Genomic DNA, 22,310 nt, shown 5'->3' on the forward strand with positions numbered 1-22,310 from the left:
GCCATTCCACATTGAAGCAGAAAATTATTCAAATTTCAGGGTTTATTTTCATTACCTTTTTCATCTTATCCCTTTCGGTCGCAGCAACCATCAACTTTACCTTCCTCTACTCGTTTGACATTGGTTACTTGAATATATCGGAATATGTAGACATGCCGAAAGAGCAAATCTTAATGAACTATCGTATTCTGCTAGATTACCTGAATACCCCATGGATAGCGAAACTGGATATGCCGGATTTCCCTAGCTCAGTTAGCGGGTTATTCCACTTCACTGAAGTGAAGAAGTTGTTTATGCTGGACTACCTGATTCTGATTACTTCAGGGATAGGCTCCTTCTGGTTTATGCAGTATCTAAACAGAGAAGGGCAATACTGGCGACTTCTTCGATACTTCCAGTGGGGAATCTTGCTTCCGCTGGGTGTTGTTTTGGCTCTATTGATCAACTTTGATGTGCTGTTTGTGCTATTCCATCAGGTATTCTTTAACAATGATGCTTGGCTATTTAATCCCGCAACTGATCCCATCATCTTAGCGCTGCCGGCGGAGTTCTTTATGCACAGTTTCCTCTTGGCCTTTGGATTAATCGAAGTCTTCCTAATCCTGGGGTACTTCACTACTAAATATCGAATCTCTGCCCCAAGCCGTTGATTAAAAAGGTTATGGTTCATAAGAAAAGCAGGGCTCTCCATCGAAAGCATGGGAGCCCTGTTTTTATCGAAAATTTATCGATCTATGATTTTCCTTATACAGCATACTGGCTGGTCTGACCCGATTCTGGAAGGGGGTCAAACCAGCCAGTGCTTTTTTCGTTCCTGCTTCGTTTTATTTAGGGTCTAATTTCAAAAGCATGGCATTGATGGCAACGATAACCGTGGAGAGGGACATGAGGACGGCTCCAAATGCAGGCCCCAAGGTAATGCCGATAGGAGCGAGGAGACCAGCAGCGATTGGAATCGCGATAAAATTGTAGCCTGCTCCCCATACCAAATTTTGTTTCATTTTACTTGTTGTCTTGTTTGCTAACTCGATAAAGGATTCAATATCCCCTGGATCAGACTGAGTAAGGATAATATCCGCAGAATCCAAAGCTACTTGCGTTCCAGCTCCGATTGCAATACCTACGTCTGCCAAGGCAAGGGAAGGTGCGTCATTGACCCCGTCTCCCACCATGATAACCGTCTTGTTTTGGTTTTTCATGGACTCGACCAGCTTGTACTTATCTTCCGGAGATTGATTGGCTTGGTATTGAATACCTAGAACTTCTGCAACTCCTTGTGCAGCTTCCTCGTTATCACCAGTAGCCATGAGTGGTTCAATTCCGTATTTTTTCAGCACCTCGATCAAGTTTCTGCTGGTTTCTTTCAGTTCATCTCCCAATGCGACAGCGCCGATTGCTTCATTATTTTCTACAAGGATACTTAAAGTAGCGCCTTTCGGAATATCCATACGCAATGCTTTTCCGTATGCCTTTTGGCTGATTAATTGATAGTGGTGGCCGTTCGCCTCCCCTTCTATTCCTGCTCCCGAAACGATTTCAATGGAGTCAAAGGAAACTGACTTAATGCCTTTCGCTTCAGCGTAGTTCACAATCGATTGGGCAATCGGGTGACTGGAGCCCGCCTCTATACCCGCCAACAAGCCTGTAATTTCTTCTTCAGAATATTTATCACTCAAAACAGTGACGTCCAACACTTTAAATTCACCAGTTGTTAAAGTACCTGTTTTATCCAATACCATAACATCCGCTTTAGTAGTTAATTCCAAAGCTTCTCTATTTTTAACCAGTAATCCTCGGCTTGCACCCAAACTAGTACTACGTGATACTACCAAGGGAATAGCAAGACCCAAAGCGTGTGGGCAGGCAATAACTAACGTAGTCACAGTAAAGATAACGGCTGTAGGCAGATCCGCAATGATCGTCCAGATTAGTAGGGCGATTAAAGCTACTACAACCGCAATGTAGAACAACAAGCCAGCTACTTTGTGAGCCACATTCTCTGCTCGAGAAGGTTGGCTTTGTGCTTGGCTAATTAATGATTGTACTTGTGAGATAAAGGACTTATCCCCTGTTTCTGTTACTTCTACATATAGGACACCACTACCATTTGTTGATCCACCAATGACTTGATCTTTAACATTCTTTTCGATTGGCTTAGATTCACCTGTTAAGAGGGCCTCGTTTACACGGGATTCTCCGCGAATAATGATACCATCAGCTGGAACATTTTCTCCTGCTTGAACACGGATAACATCTCCAACCTGAAGTTCAGACACAGGACGAGTCTCAATCGAATCGTCTTCTAAAACAACATGAGCGTCTTTTGGCACTAATTCTGCTAGAGCTTTTTGCGCGTCCCCTGCTTCACCCAATGCCTTCATTTCAATCCAGTGTCCTAATAACATGATTAAGAGTAACGTTGCAAACTCAAAGAAGAAGTCCATAACATGTTCTCCGGTCACATATCGAGCGGCCACTGCGTAAACACTATAGGCATAAGAAACCGTTATTCCCAAAGTAATCAAGGACATCATGCCTGGAGCTTTTGAATTAAACTCATCTTTCGCACCCATGTAGAATGGTTTTCCGCCATAAATGTATAGAATTGTTGCCAATACAGCTGCTACAACGTCTGCATACGGAAAGATAATTTGGAAAGGCAACTGAATATCCATCAAAGGAGTAATGAGTAAGATTGCAATTCCTAATGGGAGTGACTTCAAGAAAATCTCCTTAAAGCTACCGTGATGGTGGTGGGCATGCCCTCCCATTGCGCCATGATCCATTTCACTGTGATCCATCTTGCTGTGATCCATCTTGCTGTGATCCATCTTGCTGTGATCCATCTTGCTGTGATCCATCTTGCTGTGATCCATCTGACTATGGTCCATCTTGCTGTGATCCATCTTGCTGTGGTCCATCTGACTATGGTCCATCGCACTATGGTCCATCTTGCTGTGGTCCGTTGGTTTATTCGAACCGTTCTGTTGCTTGTTGTTCATAAACTTATCCTCCTCTTACCTCGATTAAAGAATGAGCCTCAGCTGTTCTCCCTGTTTCTTCATGAAGGATAAAAACTGAGGCTCCCCGAATAGAATCTGAATACAAAAAATTACCTAACTTACAAAATTTTTAAACTACCTTACTCCACTACTGAATACTTTGTGTCCTCTAAAACTGCGACAAATGTTGCTTTATCAATAACAGATCGTGTATTTATAGTAGCTTTTTTGCCTTTCAAATCAACAGACACTGATTCTACTCCCTTTATGGATTCGAATTTTTCTTTTACTCCCTTGGCGCAACCTTCACATTTCATGCCTTCTACGAATACTTCTTGTTTCATAAATTTTTCCTCATTTCTTTTTTTTATTATTAAATTTCTCTTTATCCTTTTTTGAAAGAAATGTTTCAACCGTCAGTCAACTATTAATGAAAACTAAAATGGGGTTGTGTGCAACAGTCGCAATTCTCCGCTTCATTGATCTCCCTTAAAAGATAGGGAATATCGGATAATGCTCCCAGAAACTCATCTTGCTTCGTTTTATTACCTTGAACGAGTGCAATTTTCTTGCTTTCATCAATAGACACGCTCTCCACTGCAGGGAATTTTTTTGTCTTTTCCGCTATTATGTTTAAGCATTTGAAACAAGATAAACTTATAGTTAACTCCATCCTCATTCTACCATCCCCAGTTTTTATTTCATAACAGAAGGTTGAAATCCTTTTAAACGTAATGCATTCAACAAAACAGAAATGGAACTGAAACTCATTGCTGCTGCTGCAATGACCGGGCTGAGCAGAGGACCGCCAAATGCATAAACAACACCCATCGCAAAGGGGATACCAAGTATGTTGTACGCGAATGCCCAAAACAGGTTTTCTTTAATATTTCGGATGGTGGATTTACTCAATTCAACAGCAGTAGGTACGTCCATGAGATCACTCCGCATTAAGACGACATCTGCTGATTCTATGGCTACATCCGTACCCGAACCGATTGCAATCCCTACATCTGCCTGGGCAAGAGCTGGAGCGTCATTGATTCCGTCGCCAACCATCCCTACCTTTTTGCCTTCATCCTGCAACTTCTTCACTTCATTAGCTTTATCTTCTGGTAAGACTTCGCTCAACACCCGATCGATGCCCACTTGCTTGGCGATGGCCTCAGCGGTCCGTTTGTTGTCTCCGGTGATCATGGCTACTTCGATTCCCATCTTATGCAGCTTCTTGATGGCACGTAAGCTGCTCTCTTTTACAGTATCCGCTACCGCAATGATTCCAGCGATTTTACCATCCTTTGCAATGTACATAGGCGTCTTACCTTGGCTTGCTAATGCATCGGAGGCAGATGCCAAATTTCCCAGACCAATATGCCATTCGTCCATCAGCTTCTTGTTTCCGAGCAAGAGGTCTTGGCCATTGATTGTCACTTCAATCCCATGTCCTGGAATAGCATTAAACGTTTCTGTTTTCAAGAATGCTAGGCCCTTCTCTTCTGCGCTATTCACGATTGCCTCACCAAGTGGGTGCTCCGAGCCTTTTTCGGCGGAAGCAGAAAGAGTCAGTAATTCCGTTTCGGAAATCCCTTCAGCGGTGATAATATCCGTTACTTTTGGCTTCCCTTCTGTTATCGTACCCGTTTTGTCGAACACAATGGTGTTCAGCTTATGGGTCGTCTCCAACGCTGTCCCGCTCTTGAATAGCACGCCATGCTCTGCACCTTTTCCTGTCCCGATCATAATCGCTGTGGGAGTAGCCAGACCAAGCGCGCATGGGCACGCAATCACCAGTACCGAAATGGCTATAGTCAAGGCGAATACACCTGTTTGACCAGCAAAGTACCACGCTATCGCGGAAAGAATTGCAATCGCAATGACAATCGGAACAAAATACCCGGAAATGATATCAGCCATCTTAGCAATAGGGGCTTTGGATCCTTGGGCATCTTCCACTAGCTTGATAATTTGGGACAGCGCAGTGTCTTTTCCCACTTTTGTCGCCTTGTACCGAATCGTCCCATTTTTGTTGATACTCGCACCAATAATAGCATCTCCCACAGATTTTTCCACGGGGATACTTTCACCTGTGAGCATGGATTCATCTACCGACGTCAATCCTTCGATAACCACGCCATCTACCGGCATTTTCCCACCTGGCCTCACAACGATAATGTCGCCAACCACCACTTCATCAATGGAAATCTCTGACTCTTTTCCGTTTCTTACCACCAGTGCGGTTTTAGGTGCCAATCCCATAAGTTTTTTAATGGCTTCAGAAGTTTTTCCTTTTGTTAAGGTCTCGAGATATTTCCCTAGGACAATTAAAGCTAAAATAACAGCTGCCGTTTCATAGTACAGTTCATTGGCATAGGCTACTTCTCCACGGAAAATCATCACTGTTGCAAATACCCCGTAAAGGAAAGCTGCACTAGTTCCTAGAGAAATCAGCGAATCCATATTAGGGTGCCCTTTAGACAATGCCTTGAACCCATTGCGATATATTTTACTGTTTACCGCAACCACAGGGAGTGTCAAAACGAGTTGAACGATAGCAAAGGCTTCCGGGTTCATCATCGGGTTAATGAAATCAGGAAGGGGCGCATTTACCAAATGCCCCATTGCGATATAGAGTAACGGAGCTGTAAATAGCGCGGATATTAGAAACCTGTTCCAGAGACTCTTGATTTCTTTCTGTTTTTTTTCTTTATCCTGGTCTACCGTATCAGCAGTTGCTACTTCTTCATGTGCCTCATAACCTGAATCCATAACCGCCTTTATGATATCGGTAAGGTTCACCATACCCGGATCATACTCCACTACCAGTTTCTCCGTGGCCAGATTTACGGAGGAAAGATTTACTCCTCGTAGTTTCTGAGTTGCCTTTTCAATCGTCTGGGCGCATGAAGCACATGTCATCCCCTCAATATTGAATGTTTTCTTAACCGTATTTGAAATGGCTGTGTACCCTGCGTCTGCCACTGCTTTTTGAATGTCCGCTTCCGTCAATGCTGAACTGTCAAACTGGATATTCATTTTTTCGGTTGCGAGATTAACGTTCGCAGTCTTTACTCCTGGTAATTTCTGAGCAGCTTTCTCTACAGTTTGTGCACAGGATGCACAGGTCATGCCGTCTATACTGAATACTTTATTCTCCATTTTTGCTTTTCCTCCCTATTTTCCATGTTGGTGTAGGTTGCACTGACATTGCCTAGGTAGACATCGGCAGCTAACCTCTTCCACAGCGGAAGTTCTTTTCTTTTCCAAAATCTCTTCCAAGTAGCGGATATCATTAAAGCTCAATACGTTGTCCTTGATTATTTCCCCAATCACATGTCCTATATCTTTGTTGCAAATACGGCTGAAAATATTGCCTGTGTAGTTTCGGACAGTAACTTCCTCAGCAACACGTGCCGTGTAGATAAACTTTTTCCCATCTTGCTCAGTCGATAACGCGCCCTTTTCAACCAAACGACCCAACAGAGTTTTGATGGTGGTTGCCTTCCAGTTCATCTTATCTTCCAGGATCGAAATAACTTCCTTACTCGTGACATGATGGTTTGCCCAAACAACACGCATGACTTCCCATTCGGCATCAGTTATATGGGGAGTTAACGTTCCTGTCTTCATTTTTACCCCTTCTTCCCTGTTATTCGTTTACAAACGTAAACGTTTCTATGCTTATAATTTACACTTGTAAACATTATTTGTCAACTACTTTTTTCTGAATTTATAAAAAGATATACCGAGTCGATAGCGACGCGGTATCAAGGAAGTATGCTAATCTAACAATGCACTGAAATACGAGATTCTAACCTTCATTTGTAAATATTTAGCGTGTTCGCTTTACAAAAACAAACATACGTTCGTATAATTGGGAATATAAAGGATTTAAATCCAAACAAACAGAATAGCAGTGCTATAGGAAGGTGAAAATATGATAAAGGAAACCAGAAAGCGAACAGAGAAAGTATTTGAAGAATACAACGACTACCAGGATAGGGGCATGGTGAAGTGGTTAACGGCATTCTCAATGGAAGAACTGACACGGTCCATTTCTGCCGGAAAAGAAGAGGCTCTGAAGGCTATCCCTATCCTCGCTCAAATGAATGCAAGTGAAATTGACGAAGTATTAACGGAGTCTCTGCAGAAAAACAGACCCGTATCCATTCAATTGAATCAAAAAGATTACCTCGGGCGTCAAACTGAATCGATAGTAGGGTATTTCAGAGGCTCTCTTACGGGAAATAAAATCTTCATTAACAATCAATGGATCTCACTGGAATCTATTCGCAATATACAGCTTTTACAAGAGGAAAAATGGTTCCAGATTCACGTCTTTACAAGTAATCGAATGCAAATAGCCGGAAAGAATCCTACTCCAACAGTTTCCCCTATTGAAGAAAATGATACTTTGGATACGGAAATTACCTGGATTGAGGACTTCAATCAGAGCGAGGAGTGGATAGAGTAGTCGAGGCACCTGGGATATCTAGCCATCTCAGAAATAGGTATGTAGCGTACGGCTGTTCAGCGTTTTTTTCTAGTTTTTGAACTATTTCTTTCCTGATTAAGAAAGCGTATACTTAATTTTAAGGGGGAAGAATTCTTGGAATATTATGCGAGAGTAGTTGAAAGACTAGAATCCAGAGTAACTTCTACAACATCTTCTATTAAGATAGTAGAAGCATATATACATATGCAGTTGAATGCCGGTGTATCAGAAGAATACCTATCTGATTATTATGCAATCATAGACATTGAGACAGGTAGACTCGATGGCTTGAAAGAAGCACTGAGAATACTGCAATCAGAATTACTAAACTACCACTTGAGTCAGCTGTAGAAGGTGACCTCTTATTTAGAAGAGAATCTCTATACTAAAAGAAGGAACAAAGCTATATTTTATTAGCTGTGTTCCTTCTTTAATGTTCCGAGGTTTTTCGTCTGTAAGGAGGCTTTTTTCAGAGTCGTACCCTCTACCCGCAATTAATTCGTCTCTATCAAAATATCTGTTACTCTCTTTGCTGAATTTCCTCAATTAAAATTTTCATCTCCGCGATCTCTCGCTCCTGTGCAGCTATGATCTCATCTGCTAATTTTCGAACACGCTCGTCTTCTATCGTTGCTCGTTCACTAGCCAAGATGGCAATGGAATGGTGTGGAATCATAGCTTGCATGTAATCCACATCATCTATCGTCGCCTGACTGCGCACCAACCATAAAGAAACACCGAAGATTAAAAAACTCGCTCCCAGTATGATAATATTCCATTTCTTATTATCATACATCTTCCACATAAACGATAGCATCACAACCGCCATCACGGATCCCATAATCAACGTCATTAAGAGCCGCATCTCGCTGAAATAAATATGATTTAGCTGAAATACATTCAAGAACATCAAAAAATACATAATTACCGTAGAGACCAAAATCATAATTCCAAAGCGTACATACTTCTTCATAACAATCTCCTCCTAGTTGTAATTACTCTTTACATCTCCTATCTCCATTATAGCCACACGCGGATGACGAGTCAAAAATTCTATTTCAATTTTGAGGAGGTCGCCCGTCAATCCATCAAACGCCTCTAGGTCTAGTAGGCGTGTAAAAATTAGAAACTTTGACTAATCCCTATATTCGAGAATTTTGAAATACATTTACTTTTAAGTTGATTTTCATTCAGTGCCCTCTCTTTTTAGACCTTCTGAAACAGAAGAGGTGGGTTCATCCTACCTTCTAGATCCACTCATAATCCCCACCACTTGATTTAGGTGTAACAGGGCTTTCTCCAAGAATGCCTGCTCGGACAAAACACAAACAGCGTGGCCTTCTTGTTGCAAAGCTTCCACTTTTTGCATCTTCAGACTTCGCGAATCTTCTTGAAAGAGATTGGTGTTCGCCTTTCCGACCACAAGGATGGTGGTATCTTTGGTGACAGCTGCTTGCGGCTTGCCTCCTAAGGCAGTGACTAATGCCTGCGCTTGTTTCCGAGATAACGTATCCAATTTACCTGTAAATACAATTTTTTCGCCCCGCAACATAGTATCACCTGCCTTTCCCCTCAGCTGGAAGTGTTCTTTTCTCTATTTTACCCTTCTCGAAAGACTTTTATCAAGAACGATTAGCGAACGTGTATTCTTTTTGCAGAAAAAGGCCTTATATTGCTCTCAACCTAACCTTAGACCCCTTTTTACTTTAAAGTGGGTGGGAAAATAAAGGGTTTCAAGACACTTTCAGATTGAAGAATGGACGACTCCCATTCAAATCTACTAAATTTAGCGACAAAAAAAAAATTCCTCGAGTATAATCGAAAAACCAAACAAATAAATAAGTTTTTAGAGTATAATCGAAATATATGCATAAAAATAAAATTATTAGCGTATGCTCGAATAAATATTTGGAAATGAGACATATTTCGCTTATGTCACAGGATTTTAGGAGGAACAGTATGTTTAATCGTCAGAGTTATTTAGATAAATTGATTCAGGTAAAAGACAGCGATTTTGTGAAAGTATTGACTGGTGTCCGGCGTTGTGGGAAATCAACCCTTTTAATGCTGTATAAAGACTGGCTACTGGAGCGTGGCGTCCAAGAAGACCAAGTTGTCGAAATCAGTTATGAGAAGATGGAAAATGAACCTTTGAAAGACGGCCACCGCCTCCATGCTTATCTGAGGGAACGGATTCCAGGACAGAAGCGGGTGTATCTGCTGATTGACGAAGCGCAAGAAATTCAGGAATGGGCTAAGGTTATTAATAGTCTCAAGGTGACGTTAAATGCGGATATTTATGTGACAGGATCAAACTCCAGTCTTTTTTCTGGAGAATATCTTACCTACTTATCCGGACGGTATATTGAAATAAAGGTCTACCCCTTGTCTTTCCGTGAGTTTTTGGAGTTTAAACAGTACGATACGGTAAATAACCTAGAACAACATTATCAACAGTATATCCGCAGCGGGTCCTTCCCCGCAGTGAACCTGGTGGAAGACGAAAATTTGATTCGAACGATTAACCAAGGACTCTTTGATTCTATTTTCTCAAGAGATATTATTAGCCGCGGTGAAATAAGAGAAATTGGTGGCTTCTACAAGGTCGCAAAATTTGTATTTGATAATATCGGCAATAGTCTGTCTACCAATAAAATAGCCAATACGTTACGTTCTGAGGGATCAAAAATCAGCCATGACACAGTGGATAATTACTTGATGTTGATGTGTGATGCTTATATTCTTTACCAGTGCAGTCGTTATGATATACGCGGGAAAGAGCTCTTAAGAACAAACGGAAAGTATTATATTATCGATATGGGGTTACGCAATCAATTGATCGGCTATAAGTCTTCCAATATGGGACATGATCTTGAAAATATTGTGTTCTTAGAGTTAATCAGACGAGGATACCAGGTTTTTGTTGGGAAAAATGGGACCGCCGAAATTGATTTCATTGCGGAAAGATCGGATACAAAAATGTATATTCAAGTCTCTCTTTCGGTGATGGACGAGCAGACAAAAGAGCGAGAATTTAAAGCTTTTGACAAAATTACAGACAATTATCCAAAATGGTTGATCACGATGGATCGACTGGATATGTCCCAAAATGGGATTCTACACAAAAATGTTTTTGATTTTCTACTGGAAGAATAGCGGCCACGTATAAACCCGTGAACAACACTTCTTTTCTTTCTTCCGTTAATGAAAAGCGACTCTTTCTGGTCTAGTAGAAAGAGTCGCTTTCTTATGATAATTAGCGTGAAATAAGTCCTGTTGAAATTAATATAAGTAGGAAAACGACGAACTAGAAGTTCATAATCAAGAAAACAACCTACTCATATACTCAATCAAAGGAAAGGAAATCTGTTTGCAAATAATAGTACCTGTGTGTTTTCTTTGCAGCAGATATTTGTTTTATTGAATGTATGTTCTTAATCGGATATGTCTACGATTTATCAAGAAAATTCAAATTTCCTCAAAGTATATCCTACAAAATTTTGTCTCAATAGACTATTGGATATGAAAAGTCTCTAATCTTTTATCCTATTCTTAAGCAAAGCAAGAATAGGAATGGACTGCGGCATTCTTTACTCAATTATGTAGAGCGAGGGGAGAACTTCTTGATTAAGGTGACTTCCATCCTCTTATTAATTGTTATTAAAAATGTGTTTTAGTCTTATTAAAAACTATTAATTCCTATTAAAAACTATTAAAATAGGCCTTTTTGGGTCGTTTTGAGCGGAGTAGAGGACGCATCAGGCTTTGCCTGATCTGCCGCGGTTTTCGAGAGATTGAGAAAACCGCAGCGGAGTGACCTCCTTATGCTCATGGAAAAATAACTTTAGACTTACCTTTAACGAATTAGGCTGAGTCAAAAATATTTTTTTCACTGAATTACAGAATCATAAGTTAGTCATTAGTAGTGATAAAATGTTTACTTTTAAATACGTATTAAGGAATAAAGAATTTCAAACTTCCGTTGTCTCGGATACTCTTAAATAAGAGCACTGCGTATCATAAGGTGCTTATTGACAGTTATCCATGCTTTTCATTAAATGCAGGGCATATTTATCAGAAGCTTTACTTTTTTGAGTGCTCAAAAAGGTGAGCATACATTTGATTATATCCTTCTCTTTGACGAGTAGTGAGTCGTGTATTCACATAACATTCAATCAGCATTTGCATCATATCATTAACTGTAGACTTATCTGTCTCTTCTAACTCTTCAATAAATGGTTTCAAAGTATTTAATCGAAGTAATACGTCGGGTGATAACTTTGCGGTTTTTGTAGCCTTAAAAAAATTATCTGGAATACTTTTTTCTTGTGATTGTTGTTCTATTTTTTGTTCAGAAGGTCTGTCTATTTTTGAGGGCGTTATAATAGGCCGAAGGGGTGTCCGATCGAATTCATTGGTTCCTTTAATGCTGACATTTTTTTCTAGTAGGCTATTCTTATTCTTTTTGATAAGTGGTTCAAATGATTTACTCATAAAACGACTCCTTTCCTACACGATAATAATCTAAATGCTTTCCAAGTACCTTTCGTGTTCATCTAGCTCTGTCAAAACATCTATGAATAATTGGTGTGCCTTTCCGTCCCACATTTCTATTGTTCCACTGATATTTCTGTTTACATGGATACCTTCCACGTCATAAACTTTCAAGCGTTCCTGGTAATTTACAATTGTTCCCAATACATTATTCCCATACATTTCTTTTGCTTGATCGAGGACTTTTGTATCAACACGTCCTCCCTGTCGTAACATCATAGGAATGATTCCCAGTACTTGCAAATGTGCGTTGTACTTTTCAGAGAGAAACTGCATATAAGCGATATATGTCTGCGCACCATCTAGTGATAATTCTTGCGTCTGTAAGACAATGATACAGTAGTCTGCTGCCATCATTGCATTGTCTGAGTAATCCGAAATGGTTGGTGGAACATCAATATAGATACGATCGTATTTTCCTTTCAACGGTTTGATTAACTCTTTTAAATAAGAAATTTGAGAAATTTCATCTTCTGGAAACTTTTCGAACAATACTTTTGTTAAGTTCCTGAAGGAAGTATTGGCTGGTATCAAATCAAGTTTAGGCATAATGGATATGACTTCATTCTCTAAATTACCTACACGAAATCCGTCAGTAATAGATTTATCTATATTATCAATATTACCCGTTTTGGCTAAGACACGTGTGGCATTCCCTTGTGGATCCAAATCGATTACTAAAGTGCGATCTTTAAATTGTGTAGCTGCTTCATACGCTAACATTGTGACGACTTTTGTTTTTCCTACGCCACCTTTAAAATTTCCTACAACATATACTTTTCCGTCCATGTATGTCCCTCCGAAAAATATTCAATAGTATACTCATGTATAGATTATACCATTCATAAAAAACTATGCAACGGTATACTCATTTGAAAGATACTTTTGTAAGGATGTAACAAAAATGTAATATATGCAAGAGTATACTAGTATACTCTTGCATAGTTTTTTTGGTATACCAGTATACCAGTATACTAGTGCGTAGTATACTGGTATACTGGTGCGTAAGTATACCAGTATACTTATGTGTACTTTATATTCCGGAATGAAAGGAAATGAAAACAAGTTATATGGGCGATTTTAAATTTCATAAGCGTGATTTGACCTATAAATAACTATGCGGAAGTATACTGGTATACTCTTGCGTAGTTATTTATAGACGTTTTTGAACCTAAAAATACTACGCAGAAGTATACTGGTATACTTCTGCGTAGTATTTTTGGTATACCAGTATACTTTTGTGTAGTTTTGAAGAGCATTAAAGGGTTTACTTACAAAATAAGTTAGGTTAAGGTAACTTTATAAGTATTTAAAATATTGAAGAAGCTTTCTGTGAGTATCCTATAGAGCCTGATAGAGGTTAAAAATTGAATACAAAAAAGCCCCACGAATTGACGTTCGCAGGACAAAACATAACTTAGCATTTATGTACTGTCATTATACCAAGCACCTGGACAAATGGCAAAGGCTTTTTTAACATCGTTGGAGCCAAGCAGCGATCTATTAATTTAGAAACCAAGTGGAAAGGTTAAGCATTAGCCGCTGCAATAACTAATGCTAGGGGATTAAGGGCATTACTGTATGCGTGCTCTCCCCGAATGGCGTCCGCGGCCGTAAACGGCGGGGGTGGTAATCCTGGGCCGAAAGCCCGGTAACCGGAAACAATGCTCTTAGGGAGGATTTTAAGAGGGTTTCAGGTGTGTTGAAAAGACACCAACGCATACAGATGCGAAACACGCGACTGACCGATCCGACGCTAGAACGGACTTGCATAAGCATGTTGTACTCTAATTCACTCAAAAAAATTTTTTTAGTGATATTAGGGTACAACTCTGCTCACTTGCTCATTCCCTCTCCTCTGCTAGTATACTTAGTGTGTTTAGTCAACTTTATTTTATATTATTTGACAGTAGAAACTTATTTTTATTATTGGAGAGGCCATATGATTTGTTTGAAAAAAATACCACAAGATTATTTAGATGATATGCTGGTGCGTCTTGCTCACCACTCAGCAGGGATCGAAGGAAATACGATATCATTGCCTGCGACAGTCTCAATTATTTTGAATGGCATACTGCCAGTTAGCGGTGGGGCGACTGTACGTGAATTTTACGAAATTGAAAATCATAAAATAGCTTTTTTTAATCTATTGGATCATTTAGAGAATAATGATAAACTTTCTGTGGCCATTATCAAAGAGATTCATGCTGATTTAACCGATCGCCTTCAATATGATAAAGGCCAATTCAAAAAGAAAGAAAACATGATTATAGGTGCAGAATTCCAAACAGCTACACCAGGGGAAGCGCCATTTCTTATTCAACAGTTGGTGGATAAGCTAGAATACGGGTTGGAGAATGCAGCTACTGAAGAAGAGCAGTTAGAGAGTATTTTAGATACACATATTCAACTCGAGGGGATCCACCCATTTTCTGATGGGAATGGACGCACAGGGCGTATGATCTTGAATTACTCCTTGTTACAGCAAGGATTTCCACCTTTGATTATTGAGAAAGAAACCAAAGCAACTTATATCGAATTGCTTGCAAAACAAGATTTAAATGGGTTTATGTCTTTTGCACAAGAAATTTTAGCAAAAGAGCAGAAGCGTATGCAGGCATTCCAAAATATGGATCAAGAGAAAATTTTATATGAATAAAACCTACTAAACAACTTAGTAGGTTTTATTCGTTGGCGGAGTGACTCAAGACCTTGTGAGAATACTGTTCATATATTTCGTGTTATTTATGTAATTATTATTATAAAACTATCGCTGCGTTCTCTATAATATCTTGGTACGTTGCGGTAATATGATAGTTGTTTATCAAATAGATACTAATTGTTTCAATAAAATTTTCAAACGCTGGTTCTAATTAAACATACATTTCATAAGAGTGCATCTTTTTCACCGCCTAACTGCAAATACGTAAAATATGTGAAATATATCTCATCTCATTTATTAAGGACACTCACTGATATACCCAATCCTATTTTTATTTTTTTCTAATAGGCTAATCGTGATACGAGGTTAGCCATATATATTTTAAAAGACTTATAGTTTCTTGATTGCTTAAGGTAGTTTTGATATTTTTCCTCTTTTAGATTTGTTTGTAGTTGATTATTATGGTGATTAGCTGTGGAGGCATATATTTTGGTGAATAAATTAGTGCAAATACTTTTCTTTTTCATTTTTCAGGCAGAGGAAAAAGAAGTGCGCAATGAATTGAGATTTGCTCTTGTTGTAGTGAACATGAAAATGCATTCCTTGGAGAGCTAACCTTAGAAAATAATCTGTACCTTGGTTCTCAAAAAAAGGTTCCAATCACCAAATTTGGTGATTGGAACCTTTTTTCAGCTAGTTATGACCCAGCCTGCTTGATTACGCTTTGTGAGTGCGAACTGAAACTAAAGTGTGCCGGTAAATCCGTATTTAAAAGTACTCAGCGAGAGTATATAACTTTTCTATGAAAATAATTATTTGTGTAATAACTTAGCATAATAGAGTGTTGCTTTAACAGCACTATGCCAACCGTGCAGTCGTTCTTGACGTTCTTTAATACTCATATTAGGCTTAAACTGTTCGTTTGCAGATACTAAAGCAGCAAGTTCGTTTTGATTACGCCAATAACCAACTGCTAAACCAGCAAGGTAAGCAGCCCCTAATCCAGTGGTCTCTAAGCGTTCGGTACGCTCGACTGTTTTTCCGAGAATGTCTGCTTGAAACTGTACTAATAGATTATTTTGTGCAGCTCCACCATCAACGTAAAGGATATCTATTACGATATCAGTATCTAATTCCATTAATTCAATAATATCACTGACTTGATAGGCAAGGGATTCCAAAGTTGCTCGAATCAATTCTCGTCGACTTGTGAATTCATTGATTCCCAGAACAGATCCTCGTGCGCTTGAATCCCAATATGGAGCACCTATTCCTCGAAAGGAAGGGACAACGTAAACTCCGGAATTAGTTTCAGCTTCAAGTGCAAAAATTTCTGAATCCGCTATTGATTCAAATAAATTCAAGCCTTCTTTCAACCATTCAATTGCACTACCTGAAATAAGAGCAGATCCTTCAAGTGCATAAGTTATTTGATTGTCAATCGAATAACCAATTGTGGTGAGTAACCTGTGTTTAGACATTTTCGGTTCAGATCCGGTATTCATGACAATAAAAGTTCCTTGACCATAAGTGCTTTTTACTTGGCCAGGATGAAAGGCTAATTGACCGAATAACGCTGCTTGCTGATTTCCCGCAACGCCAGCAATTGGAATGTTCACTCCATCAAAAATATCTGAATCGGTCAGTCCATAAACATAAGAGCTTGGATAAGTTTCCGGCAACATATTTTTTGGAATATTAAATAGATTTAGTAAGTAATCATCCCATTCCAAGGTGTGAATATTAAATAACATCGTCCGTGATGCATTTGTGTGATCGGTGCAGTGTAATTTCCCATTTGTAAGTTTCCAAATAAGCCAACTATCAACTGTTCCAAAAGCTAACTCTCCACGTTCTGCTCTTTCTTGTGAACCTAATTTATGATCGAGGATCCAGCGAATTTTACTAGCAGAGAAGTAGGGACTAAGCACTAATCCAGTTTTTTCATGTATGTAATTTTCAACGTCATCTTGTTTAAATTTGTTAATGATATCTAGTGATTGATTAGAGCTCCACACAATGGCATTGTAAATTGGTTGCCCAGTCTGTCGATCCCATACAATAGATGTTTCGCGTTGATTTGTAATTCCAAGAGCTTTAATTTGATGGAATGATATACAAGACCCCTCCATAACTTTATGAATCACAGTACAGACTGATTGCCAAATCACATTCGGATCTTGTTCCACCCAGCCAGATTGTGGAACAAGTTGTTCAAATTTTTGAGATGCAGTGCCAATATAATTTCCTTGGCGGTCAATAATAATTGCACGAGTTGTTGATGTTCCTTGATCAATAGCTAAAATATATTCTTGCATAACCAATCACTTCCTTCGTAAGCAGTGCATAGTCAATATTTTTCATTAATATGTTGTAAGTTATATACATAATAATAAAGCAATTTAAGGCTGAATTCTATAGCCAATCACTTGGATAATTATTTTGTGATATATTTCACTATTAAGCTCGCAGCCTCCGAGAACCCAGCGATATAGCATTTCTGACAATCCATAAGCATAAAAGTCAGCTGTTGTCTCAATAATAGCTTGGTTCTTATTAGAAATAACGTGTATTCGAAAATAGTCATTCACGACTTTTTTAACAATTTGCCTAATATAATACGCAAAATACTCCTTAAATGAATCGAACTTCATGTTTGAGAAAACCTTCTTATAATAATTACTGTTTTCTTCAAGATAATTCAATAGATAGAGTAATCCTTCTTGCCACTTTTCCCAAACCGTAAGTGATTGAATTAATTTAGAGGTTTCATATGAAAAAATCCAAGTAATTAAATCGTACTTGTCATCAAAATGATCATAAAAAGTCTGACGGCGGAAATCTGTCTGGTCCATTATATCTGTAATTGATATTTTATCAATATCCTTTTCACGTGCGAGATATTTGAAGGAATAAGCAATGATTTCCTTCGTTGCGTTTTGTCGGTTCATGCTTTGTGGCCCCTTCGAAAACGTATTAACTATCATATTATATTATTTTTCATTATACATCATCCTTAAAACAATTGAATCGGACAAATGATGTTGTTTGTCTGTTGAGTTGATAACGCTTACTTGTTAAGATGACTCTAGTTTCAAGGAAGGGAATCATCTGAATTATGTAAGGGGTTACTTGGTTAGTAATTCAATGAGTTATTGTATTTCAACAAAAATTAGGAGGAATAAAAATGAGAAAAGCGTTTATTAGTCCAACAAAATATGTCCAAGGGGAAAATGAGTTATTGAATTTAGGTTACTTTGTAAAGACATTTGGGGAAAAAGCTTTGTTGATTGCTAATCAAGACGATGTAAACCGCGTACGAGAAAAACTAGAAAAGACGGCAGCAAAATTTGGTGTCGAATTTATCGAAACTAATTTTCACGGCGAGGCTTCTCGGGTGGAGGCTTCTCGTTTGCAAGAGCTAGCTAAGAAAGAGTCATGTGACTGTATTATCGGTCTTGGTGGAGGCAAAGCTATTGACACTGCTAAGGTTGTAGCTGAAGGGAAGAACTTGATTATCGTGCCGACTATTGTAGCGACAGATGCACCTACCAGTCACTCTGCAGTACTCTACACAGAAGCTGGTGAATTTGATGATTATGCATATTTTATGCAAAGTCCTTCAGTTGTTTTGATCGATACGACTATTATTGCCCAAGCACCTACACGATTTTTGGTTTCTGGTATGGGAGACGCACTCTCTACCTACTTTGAAGCTAGAGCAACAAGCAGAGCATTCGCAAATGTAAACGCGGGACTACCCTGTGGTGCACGAGAAGGTGTATGTCCGCCTGCTAAAAGTACAAATACAGCTTTAGCCCTTGCTAAATTATGCTATGAAACCTTATTAGAGGATGGTCATAAAGCAAAAGAAGCTTCAGATCTAAATATCGTTACACCTGCACTAGAAAATATTATTGAAGCAAATATTTTATTGTCCGGGCTTGGATTCGAAAGTGGCGGTTTAGCTGCCATTCACGCGATTCATGATGGACTTACCATTCTACATGATGCTCATGGAGCTACTCATGGTGAGAAGGTTGCTTTTGGTGTGATTTGCCAATTGATTCTTGAAAATGCACCATCGAAAGAGTTGTACGAAGTATTAGACTTCTCGTTATCGATTGGATTACCAGTTTGTCTAGAAGACATCGGAGTTAAGAGCATCACTGATGAGCAATTAACTGAAGTAGCAGAGAAATCTTGCATTCCAGAAGAATCAATTCATTCTATGCCATTTACAGTTGATGTTGAACAAGTAAAAGCAGCCATCATGGTAGCTGACGCACTGGGACGCAATTATAAACTACGCAAACAAGCAAAATAAAAATAATTCTAAAAATATGGATCAAAGGATGGAAATAGATGAAGAAAATCATGAACAATCCCAGTAATATTGTTGATGAAATGTTACAAGGTATGATTGTGAGCCACCCTGACTTAATCCAAAGGATACCTGAGACTGGGATTATCCAACGTAAAGAGGAAAAAAATGGAAAAGTGGCTATTATTTCTGGAGGCGGAAGCGGACACGAACCGGCTCATGCTGGATTCGTCGGCAAAGGCATGTTATCTGCTGCAATCTGTGGTGAAGTATTTACTTCCCCAACGCCAGATCAAATTTTAGAGGCGATCAAGGTATCAGATGAAGGTGCTGGTGTCTTCTTGGTGATCAAGAATTATTCTGGAGATATTATGAATTTTGAAATGGCTCAAGAACTAGCTGAAATGGAAGGTATCGAAGTAGCGAGTGTAGTTGTAGATGATGATATCGCTGTTGAAGATAGCTTATATACCCAAGGAAAACGGGGAGTAGCCGGAACGATTCTCGTTCATAAAATATTAGGTTACGCAGCTCAGCAAGGAAAGTCGATCACAGAGATCAAAGAATTATCCAAGAATTTAATTCCGAGTATCAAATCGATCGGACTCGCACTGACTGGTGTAACTACACCAGGAAGCAATCAGCCAAGCTTTGTATTGGCCGAAGATGAGATTGAATACGGAGTAGGAATTCACGGTGAGCCTGGATATCGCAGGGAAAAATTACAAACATCTCAGGATCTTGCAAATGAACTATTAACGAAATTAGTAAATGAATTTGGCGCGAAGGAAAAAGGCCGTTTTGCAGTGATAGTCAACGGGCTAGGTGGAACGCCATTAATGGAGCAATATGTCTTTACAAATGATGTCCAACAGCTTTTGAGCAATCGTGAATTATCTGTTGACTTTTACAAGGTAGGCAACTTTATGACATCACTTGAAATGCAAGGGTTGTCCTTAACTTTACTCCATTTGGAAAATGATTTTTATATTGAAGCATTAAAAGCACCAGTTACGACTATAAGTTGGTAAATATTATATCAGATTGTAGGTCATACGAAAGGGGTCCGAACCCATAATGGATATACAAACAGGAATTCGTTGGATGGAATTATTTAATGAGAAAATTCAACAGGAAAAAGACTATCTAACCCAGCTTGATACACCAATTGGGGATAGCGATCATGGGAATAACATGTCACGAGGTATGATCCACGTTGTCGAAGCAATCGATACACAATCTCCCGATTCACTAGAAGCGCTTTTGAAGATAGTTACGGCTAATTTACTAAGCAAGGTCGGGGGTGCGTCAGGCCCATTATATGGTTCAGCATTTATGGGTATGTTGAAAACATATCAAGAAGGTGAATCATCATGGAGAAAAATATTACAGGGTGGCTTAGAAAGCATTCAAAAACGTGGGAAAGCCGAAGTTGGTGATAAAACAATGATCGATGTTTGGGCACCAGTTGTTTTGGCATTAGAAAATGATGGATTAACAGATGAGGTTATTGATGAGGCAGTTGAAGCAACAAAACCTCTAAAGGCTAAAAAAGGTCGTGCTTCATATGTCGGTGAACGTTCCATTGGACATATCGATCCAGGGGCATATTCCTCTGCATTGCTATTTCACGCTATGTTAGAAGCGGAGGCCGAATGATGACAACAGGAATTATTATTGTCTCTCACGTTTATGAAATCGCAAAAGGAATCAATCGATTACTCCAAGAAGTCGCCAGTGATGTCAATATTGAAGTGGTCGGTGGCATATCTGAAGTTGAAATTGGTACTAGTTTTGATAATATTCTTCAATTGATTGAGCAACATCCGTCTGATAATTTATTGGCATTTTATGATTTAGGCAGTGCAAAGATGAATTTGGAAATGGCGAGAGAGCTCAGTGAAAAGTCGATTACAATTTACGATGTACCAATAGTTGAAGGTTCATACACTGCAGCAGCACTTTTGCAGGCAGATGTGGCTAACAATGTTATCGAACAACAATTAAAAGAATTACATATTTATAAGTAAAAAAAGGATTTTACAGAACTGAGGAATAAATATGACAAAAGAAAACTATGATTTTATGATGCCTAATGTGAATTTCTTTGGACCTGGAGTAGTTAAAAAGGTCGGAGAAAGAGCCAAAATGTTGAATATGAACAAAGTGTTAATTGTTACAGATAAATTTTTAAGAGAATTGGCTAATGGTCCCGTTAAGCAGGCAGAAGACTCTCTTAAAGCGGCCAATGTTGACTATGTGATTTTTGATGGTGTAGAACCAAATCCAAAAATCCGAAATGTTGAGGATGGGAAGAAACTATACCTTAAAAATCAATGTGATTCAATTATTACAATCGGTGGGGGGTCAGCTCATGACTGTGGGAAAGGAATCGGTATTGTCTTGTCAAATGGAGACGACCTAGCTGCATGTGCAGGGATTGAAACATTGGAATATCCTTTACCACCATTGATGGCTGTAAATACTACGGCTGGAACAGCTTCAGAAATTACGCGACATGCTGTAATCACAAATGAAAAAACACACCTAAAATTCGTTGTTGTCTCCTGGCGGAATGTTCCCCTGGTATCATTTAATGATCCAATGCTAATGCTAGATGTCCCGACTGCTTTGACAGCTGCAACAGGTATGGACGCACTGACGCACTGTGTGGAGTCTTATGTATCTGTGAATCGAAATCCTATTACTGATGCTCAAGCAATTCAAGGGATAAAATTAATTGCTAAGTATTTGAGACGTGCAGTAGCTAATGGACATGACATAGAAGCAAGAACAAATATGGCGTATGCTTCAATTTTGGCTGGAATGGCCTTTAATAATGCAGACTTAGGTTATGTTCATGCAATGGCTCATCAATTAGGTGGTCAGTATGATGCTCCTCATGGTGTTTGTTGTGCCGTTTTAATGCCGACTGTTGAAAAATGGAATATTATCAGTAATCCGCAACGGTTTGCTGATATTGCTCAATTATTAGGTGAAAATATCGAGGGGTTAACAGTGATGGAAGCTGCTGAGAAAGCTATCCAAGCAATGGTTCGTATTTCCGAAGATGTCGGTATTCCAACGAACATTAAATCTCTGGGTGCATTACCTGAAGATTTTGATATGATGGCAGAAAATGCTTTGAAAGATGGGAATGCATTTTCTAATCCTAGGGTCGGTAGAAAAGAAGATATTATTAAATTGTACCAACAAGCATACGATGCGTAAAGGTTAACTTATTTCAGGTATCAGACTTGAATAAATGTATGAAAG

20 protein-coding genes are annotated in these 22,310 nt (G+C 39.0%); 10 read left to right on the forward strand and 10 right to left on the reverse strand.

What is annotated here, in order from left to right:
• Positions 1 to 11: 11 nt before the first annotated feature.
• Positions 12 to 650 carry a TIGR01906 family membrane protein gene (locus TES5_RS10245; protein ID WP_232309358.1) on the forward strand — a complete coding sequence of 213 codons (639 nt, stop codon included), beginning with the start codon at positions 12 to 14 and terminating at the stop codon, positions 648 to 650.
• A 174-nt stretch (positions 651 to 824) separates the two neighbouring features.
• On the opposite strand, the gene TES5_RS10250 is transcribed toward TES5_RS10245, so the two are convergent.
• The 4 genes from TES5_RS10250 to TES5_RS10270 form a co-directional block, all read right to left on the reverse strand.
• Positions 825 to 2,921 (reverse strand): heavy metal translocating P-type ATPase, encoded by a 2,097-nt coding sequence (locus TES5_RS10250; protein WP_068561849.1) that lies wholly within the window; start codon positions 2,919 to 2,921, stop codon positions 825 to 827.
• 221 nt (positions 2,922 to 3,142) lie between these two features.
• Positions 3,143 to 3,346 carry a heavy-metal-associated domain-containing protein gene (locus TES5_RS10255; RefSeq protein WP_068561777.1) on the reverse strand — a complete coding sequence of 68 codons (204 nt, stop codon included), beginning with the start codon at positions 3,344 to 3,346 and terminating at the stop codon, positions 3,143 to 3,145.
• A gap of 352 nt (positions 3,347 to 3,698) precedes the next feature.
• Positions 3,699 to 6,158: a heavy metal translocating P-type ATPase gene (locus tag TES5_RS10265; RefSeq protein WP_068561779.1), complete on the reverse strand. Its 2,460-nt coding sequence runs from the start codon at positions 6,156 to 6,158 to the stop codon at positions 3,699 to 3,701.
• 15 nt (positions 6,159 to 6,173) lie between these two features.
• Entirely contained in the window at positions 6,174 to 6,629 is a 456-nt protein-coding gene (locus tag TES5_RS10270) for a CopY/TcrY family copper transport repressor (protein ID WP_068561780.1), read from the reverse strand.
• A gap of 307 nt (positions 6,630 to 6,936) precedes the next feature.
• Here TES5_RS10270 and TES5_RS10275 point away from each other — a divergent pair, with 307 nt between their 5' ends.
• A complete protein-coding gene (locus TES5_RS10275) occupies positions 6,937 to 7,473 on the forward strand; it encodes a hypothetical protein (protein ID WP_068561781.1) in 537 nt (178 codons plus the stop codon).
• 135 nt (positions 7,474 to 7,608) lie between these two features.
• Complete coding sequence (locus tag TES5_RS10280) at positions 7,609 to 7,845, forward strand: hypothetical protein (RefSeq protein WP_068561782.1); 237 nt, start codon at positions 7,609 to 7,611, stop codon at positions 7,843 to 7,845.
• A gap of 169 nt (positions 7,846 to 8,014) precedes the next feature.
• On the opposite strand, the gene TES5_RS10285 is transcribed toward TES5_RS10280, so the two are convergent.
• Positions 8,015 to 8,467, reverse strand: a complete 453-nt coding sequence (locus TES5_RS10285; protein ID WP_068561783.1) for a DUF305 domain-containing protein — start codon at positions 8,465 to 8,467, stop codon at positions 8,015 to 8,017.
• 267 nt (positions 8,468 to 8,734) lie between these two features.
• Positions 8,735 to 9,046, reverse strand: a complete 312-nt coding sequence (locus tag TES5_RS10290; protein ID WP_068561784.1) for a BRCT domain-containing protein — start codon at positions 9,044 to 9,046, stop codon at positions 8,735 to 8,737.
• Positions 9,047 to 9,453: 407 nt separating this feature from the next.
• Here TES5_RS10290 and TES5_RS10295 point away from each other — a divergent pair, with 407 nt between their 5' ends.
• Positions 9,454 to 10,650 carry an ATP-binding protein gene (locus TES5_RS10295; RefSeq protein WP_068561785.1) on the forward strand — a complete coding sequence of 399 codons (1,197 nt, stop codon included), beginning with the start codon at positions 9,454 to 9,456 and terminating at the stop codon, positions 10,648 to 10,650.
• 927 nt (positions 10,651 to 11,577) lie between these two features.
• Here TES5_RS10295 and TES5_RS10300 read toward each other — a convergent pair.
• Positions 11,578 to 11,988, reverse strand: coding sequence for a hypothetical protein (locus TES5_RS10300; RefSeq protein ID WP_016172616.1), 411 nt, complete (start codon positions 11,986 to 11,988; stop codon positions 11,578 to 11,580).
• A gap of 30 nt (positions 11,989 to 12,018) precedes the next feature.
• Complete coding sequence (locus TES5_RS10305; RefSeq protein WP_016172615.1) at positions 12,019 to 12,837, reverse strand: ParA family protein; 819 nt, start codon at positions 12,835 to 12,837, stop codon at positions 12,019 to 12,021.
• Positions 12,838 to 13,990: 1,153 nt separating this feature from the next.
• On the opposite strand from TES5_RS10305, the gene TES5_RS10310 reads away from it, so the two are divergent.
• The gene (locus TES5_RS10310; RefSeq protein WP_068561786.1) at positions 13,991 to 14,707 is read left to right on the forward strand and encodes a Fic family protein; all 717 of its coding nucleotides are present in this window, start codon (positions 13,991 to 13,993) and stop codon (positions 14,705 to 14,707) included.
• Between the two features lie 815 nt (positions 14,708 to 15,522).
• On the opposite strand, the gene glpK is transcribed toward TES5_RS10310, so the two are convergent.
• Complete coding sequence (glpK, locus tag TES5_RS10315) at positions 15,523 to 17,028, reverse strand: glycerol kinase GlpK (protein ID WP_068561787.1); 1,506 nt, start codon at positions 17,026 to 17,028, stop codon at positions 15,523 to 15,525.
• Positions 17,029 to 17,112: 84 nt separating this feature from the next.
• The gene (locus TES5_RS10320) at positions 17,113 to 17,661 is read right to left on the reverse strand and encodes a TetR/AcrR family transcriptional regulator C-terminal domain-containing protein (RefSeq protein ID WP_068561788.1); all 549 of its coding nucleotides are present in this window, start codon (positions 17,659 to 17,661) and stop codon (positions 17,113 to 17,115) included.
• Between the two features lie 236 nt (positions 17,662 to 17,897).
• On the opposite strand from TES5_RS10320, the gene TES5_RS10325 reads away from it, so the two are divergent.
• From TES5_RS10325 to TES5_RS10345, 5 genes are read left to right on the forward strand one after another with little or no spacing between them, the layout of a single operon-like run.
• Positions 17,898 to 19,037, forward strand: coding sequence for a glycerol dehydrogenase (locus TES5_RS10325; RefSeq protein WP_068561789.1), 1,140 nt, complete (start codon positions 17,898 to 17,900; stop codon positions 19,035 to 19,037).
• 38 nt (positions 19,038 to 19,075) lie between these two features.
• The gene (dhaK, locus tag TES5_RS10330; protein ID WP_068561790.1) at positions 19,076 to 20,065 is read left to right on the forward strand and encodes a dihydroxyacetone kinase subunit DhaK; all 990 of its coding nucleotides are present in this window, start codon (positions 19,076 to 19,078) and stop codon (positions 20,063 to 20,065) included.
• 46 nt (positions 20,066 to 20,111) lie between these two features.
• Complete coding sequence (gene dhaL, locus TES5_RS10335) at positions 20,112 to 20,693, forward strand: dihydroxyacetone kinase subunit DhaL (protein WP_068561791.1); 582 nt, start codon at positions 20,112 to 20,114, stop codon at positions 20,691 to 20,693.
• Complete coding sequence (gene dhaM / locus TES5_RS10340; RefSeq protein WP_068561792.1) at positions 20,690 to 21,064, forward strand: dihydroxyacetone kinase phosphoryl donor subunit DhaM; 375 nt, start codon at positions 20,690 to 20,692, stop codon at positions 21,062 to 21,064. Before dhaL ends, dhaM begins: the two co-directional genes overlap by 4 nt.
• A 31-nt stretch (positions 21,065 to 21,095) precedes the next feature.
• Positions 21,096 to 22,265 (forward strand): iron-containing alcohol dehydrogenase, encoded by a 1,170-nt coding sequence (locus tag TES5_RS10345; RefSeq protein WP_068561793.1) that lies wholly within the window; start codon positions 21,096 to 21,098, stop codon positions 22,263 to 22,265.
• The last annotated feature ends 45 nt before the right edge of the window (positions 22,266 to 22,310 follow it).

Origin of the sequence: Trichococcus sp. ES5, from assembly GCF_900067165.1 — a bacterium.
Taxonomy (GTDB): domain Bacteria; phylum Bacillota; class Bacilli; order Lactobacillales; family Aerococcaceae; genus Trichococcus; species Trichococcus flocculiformis.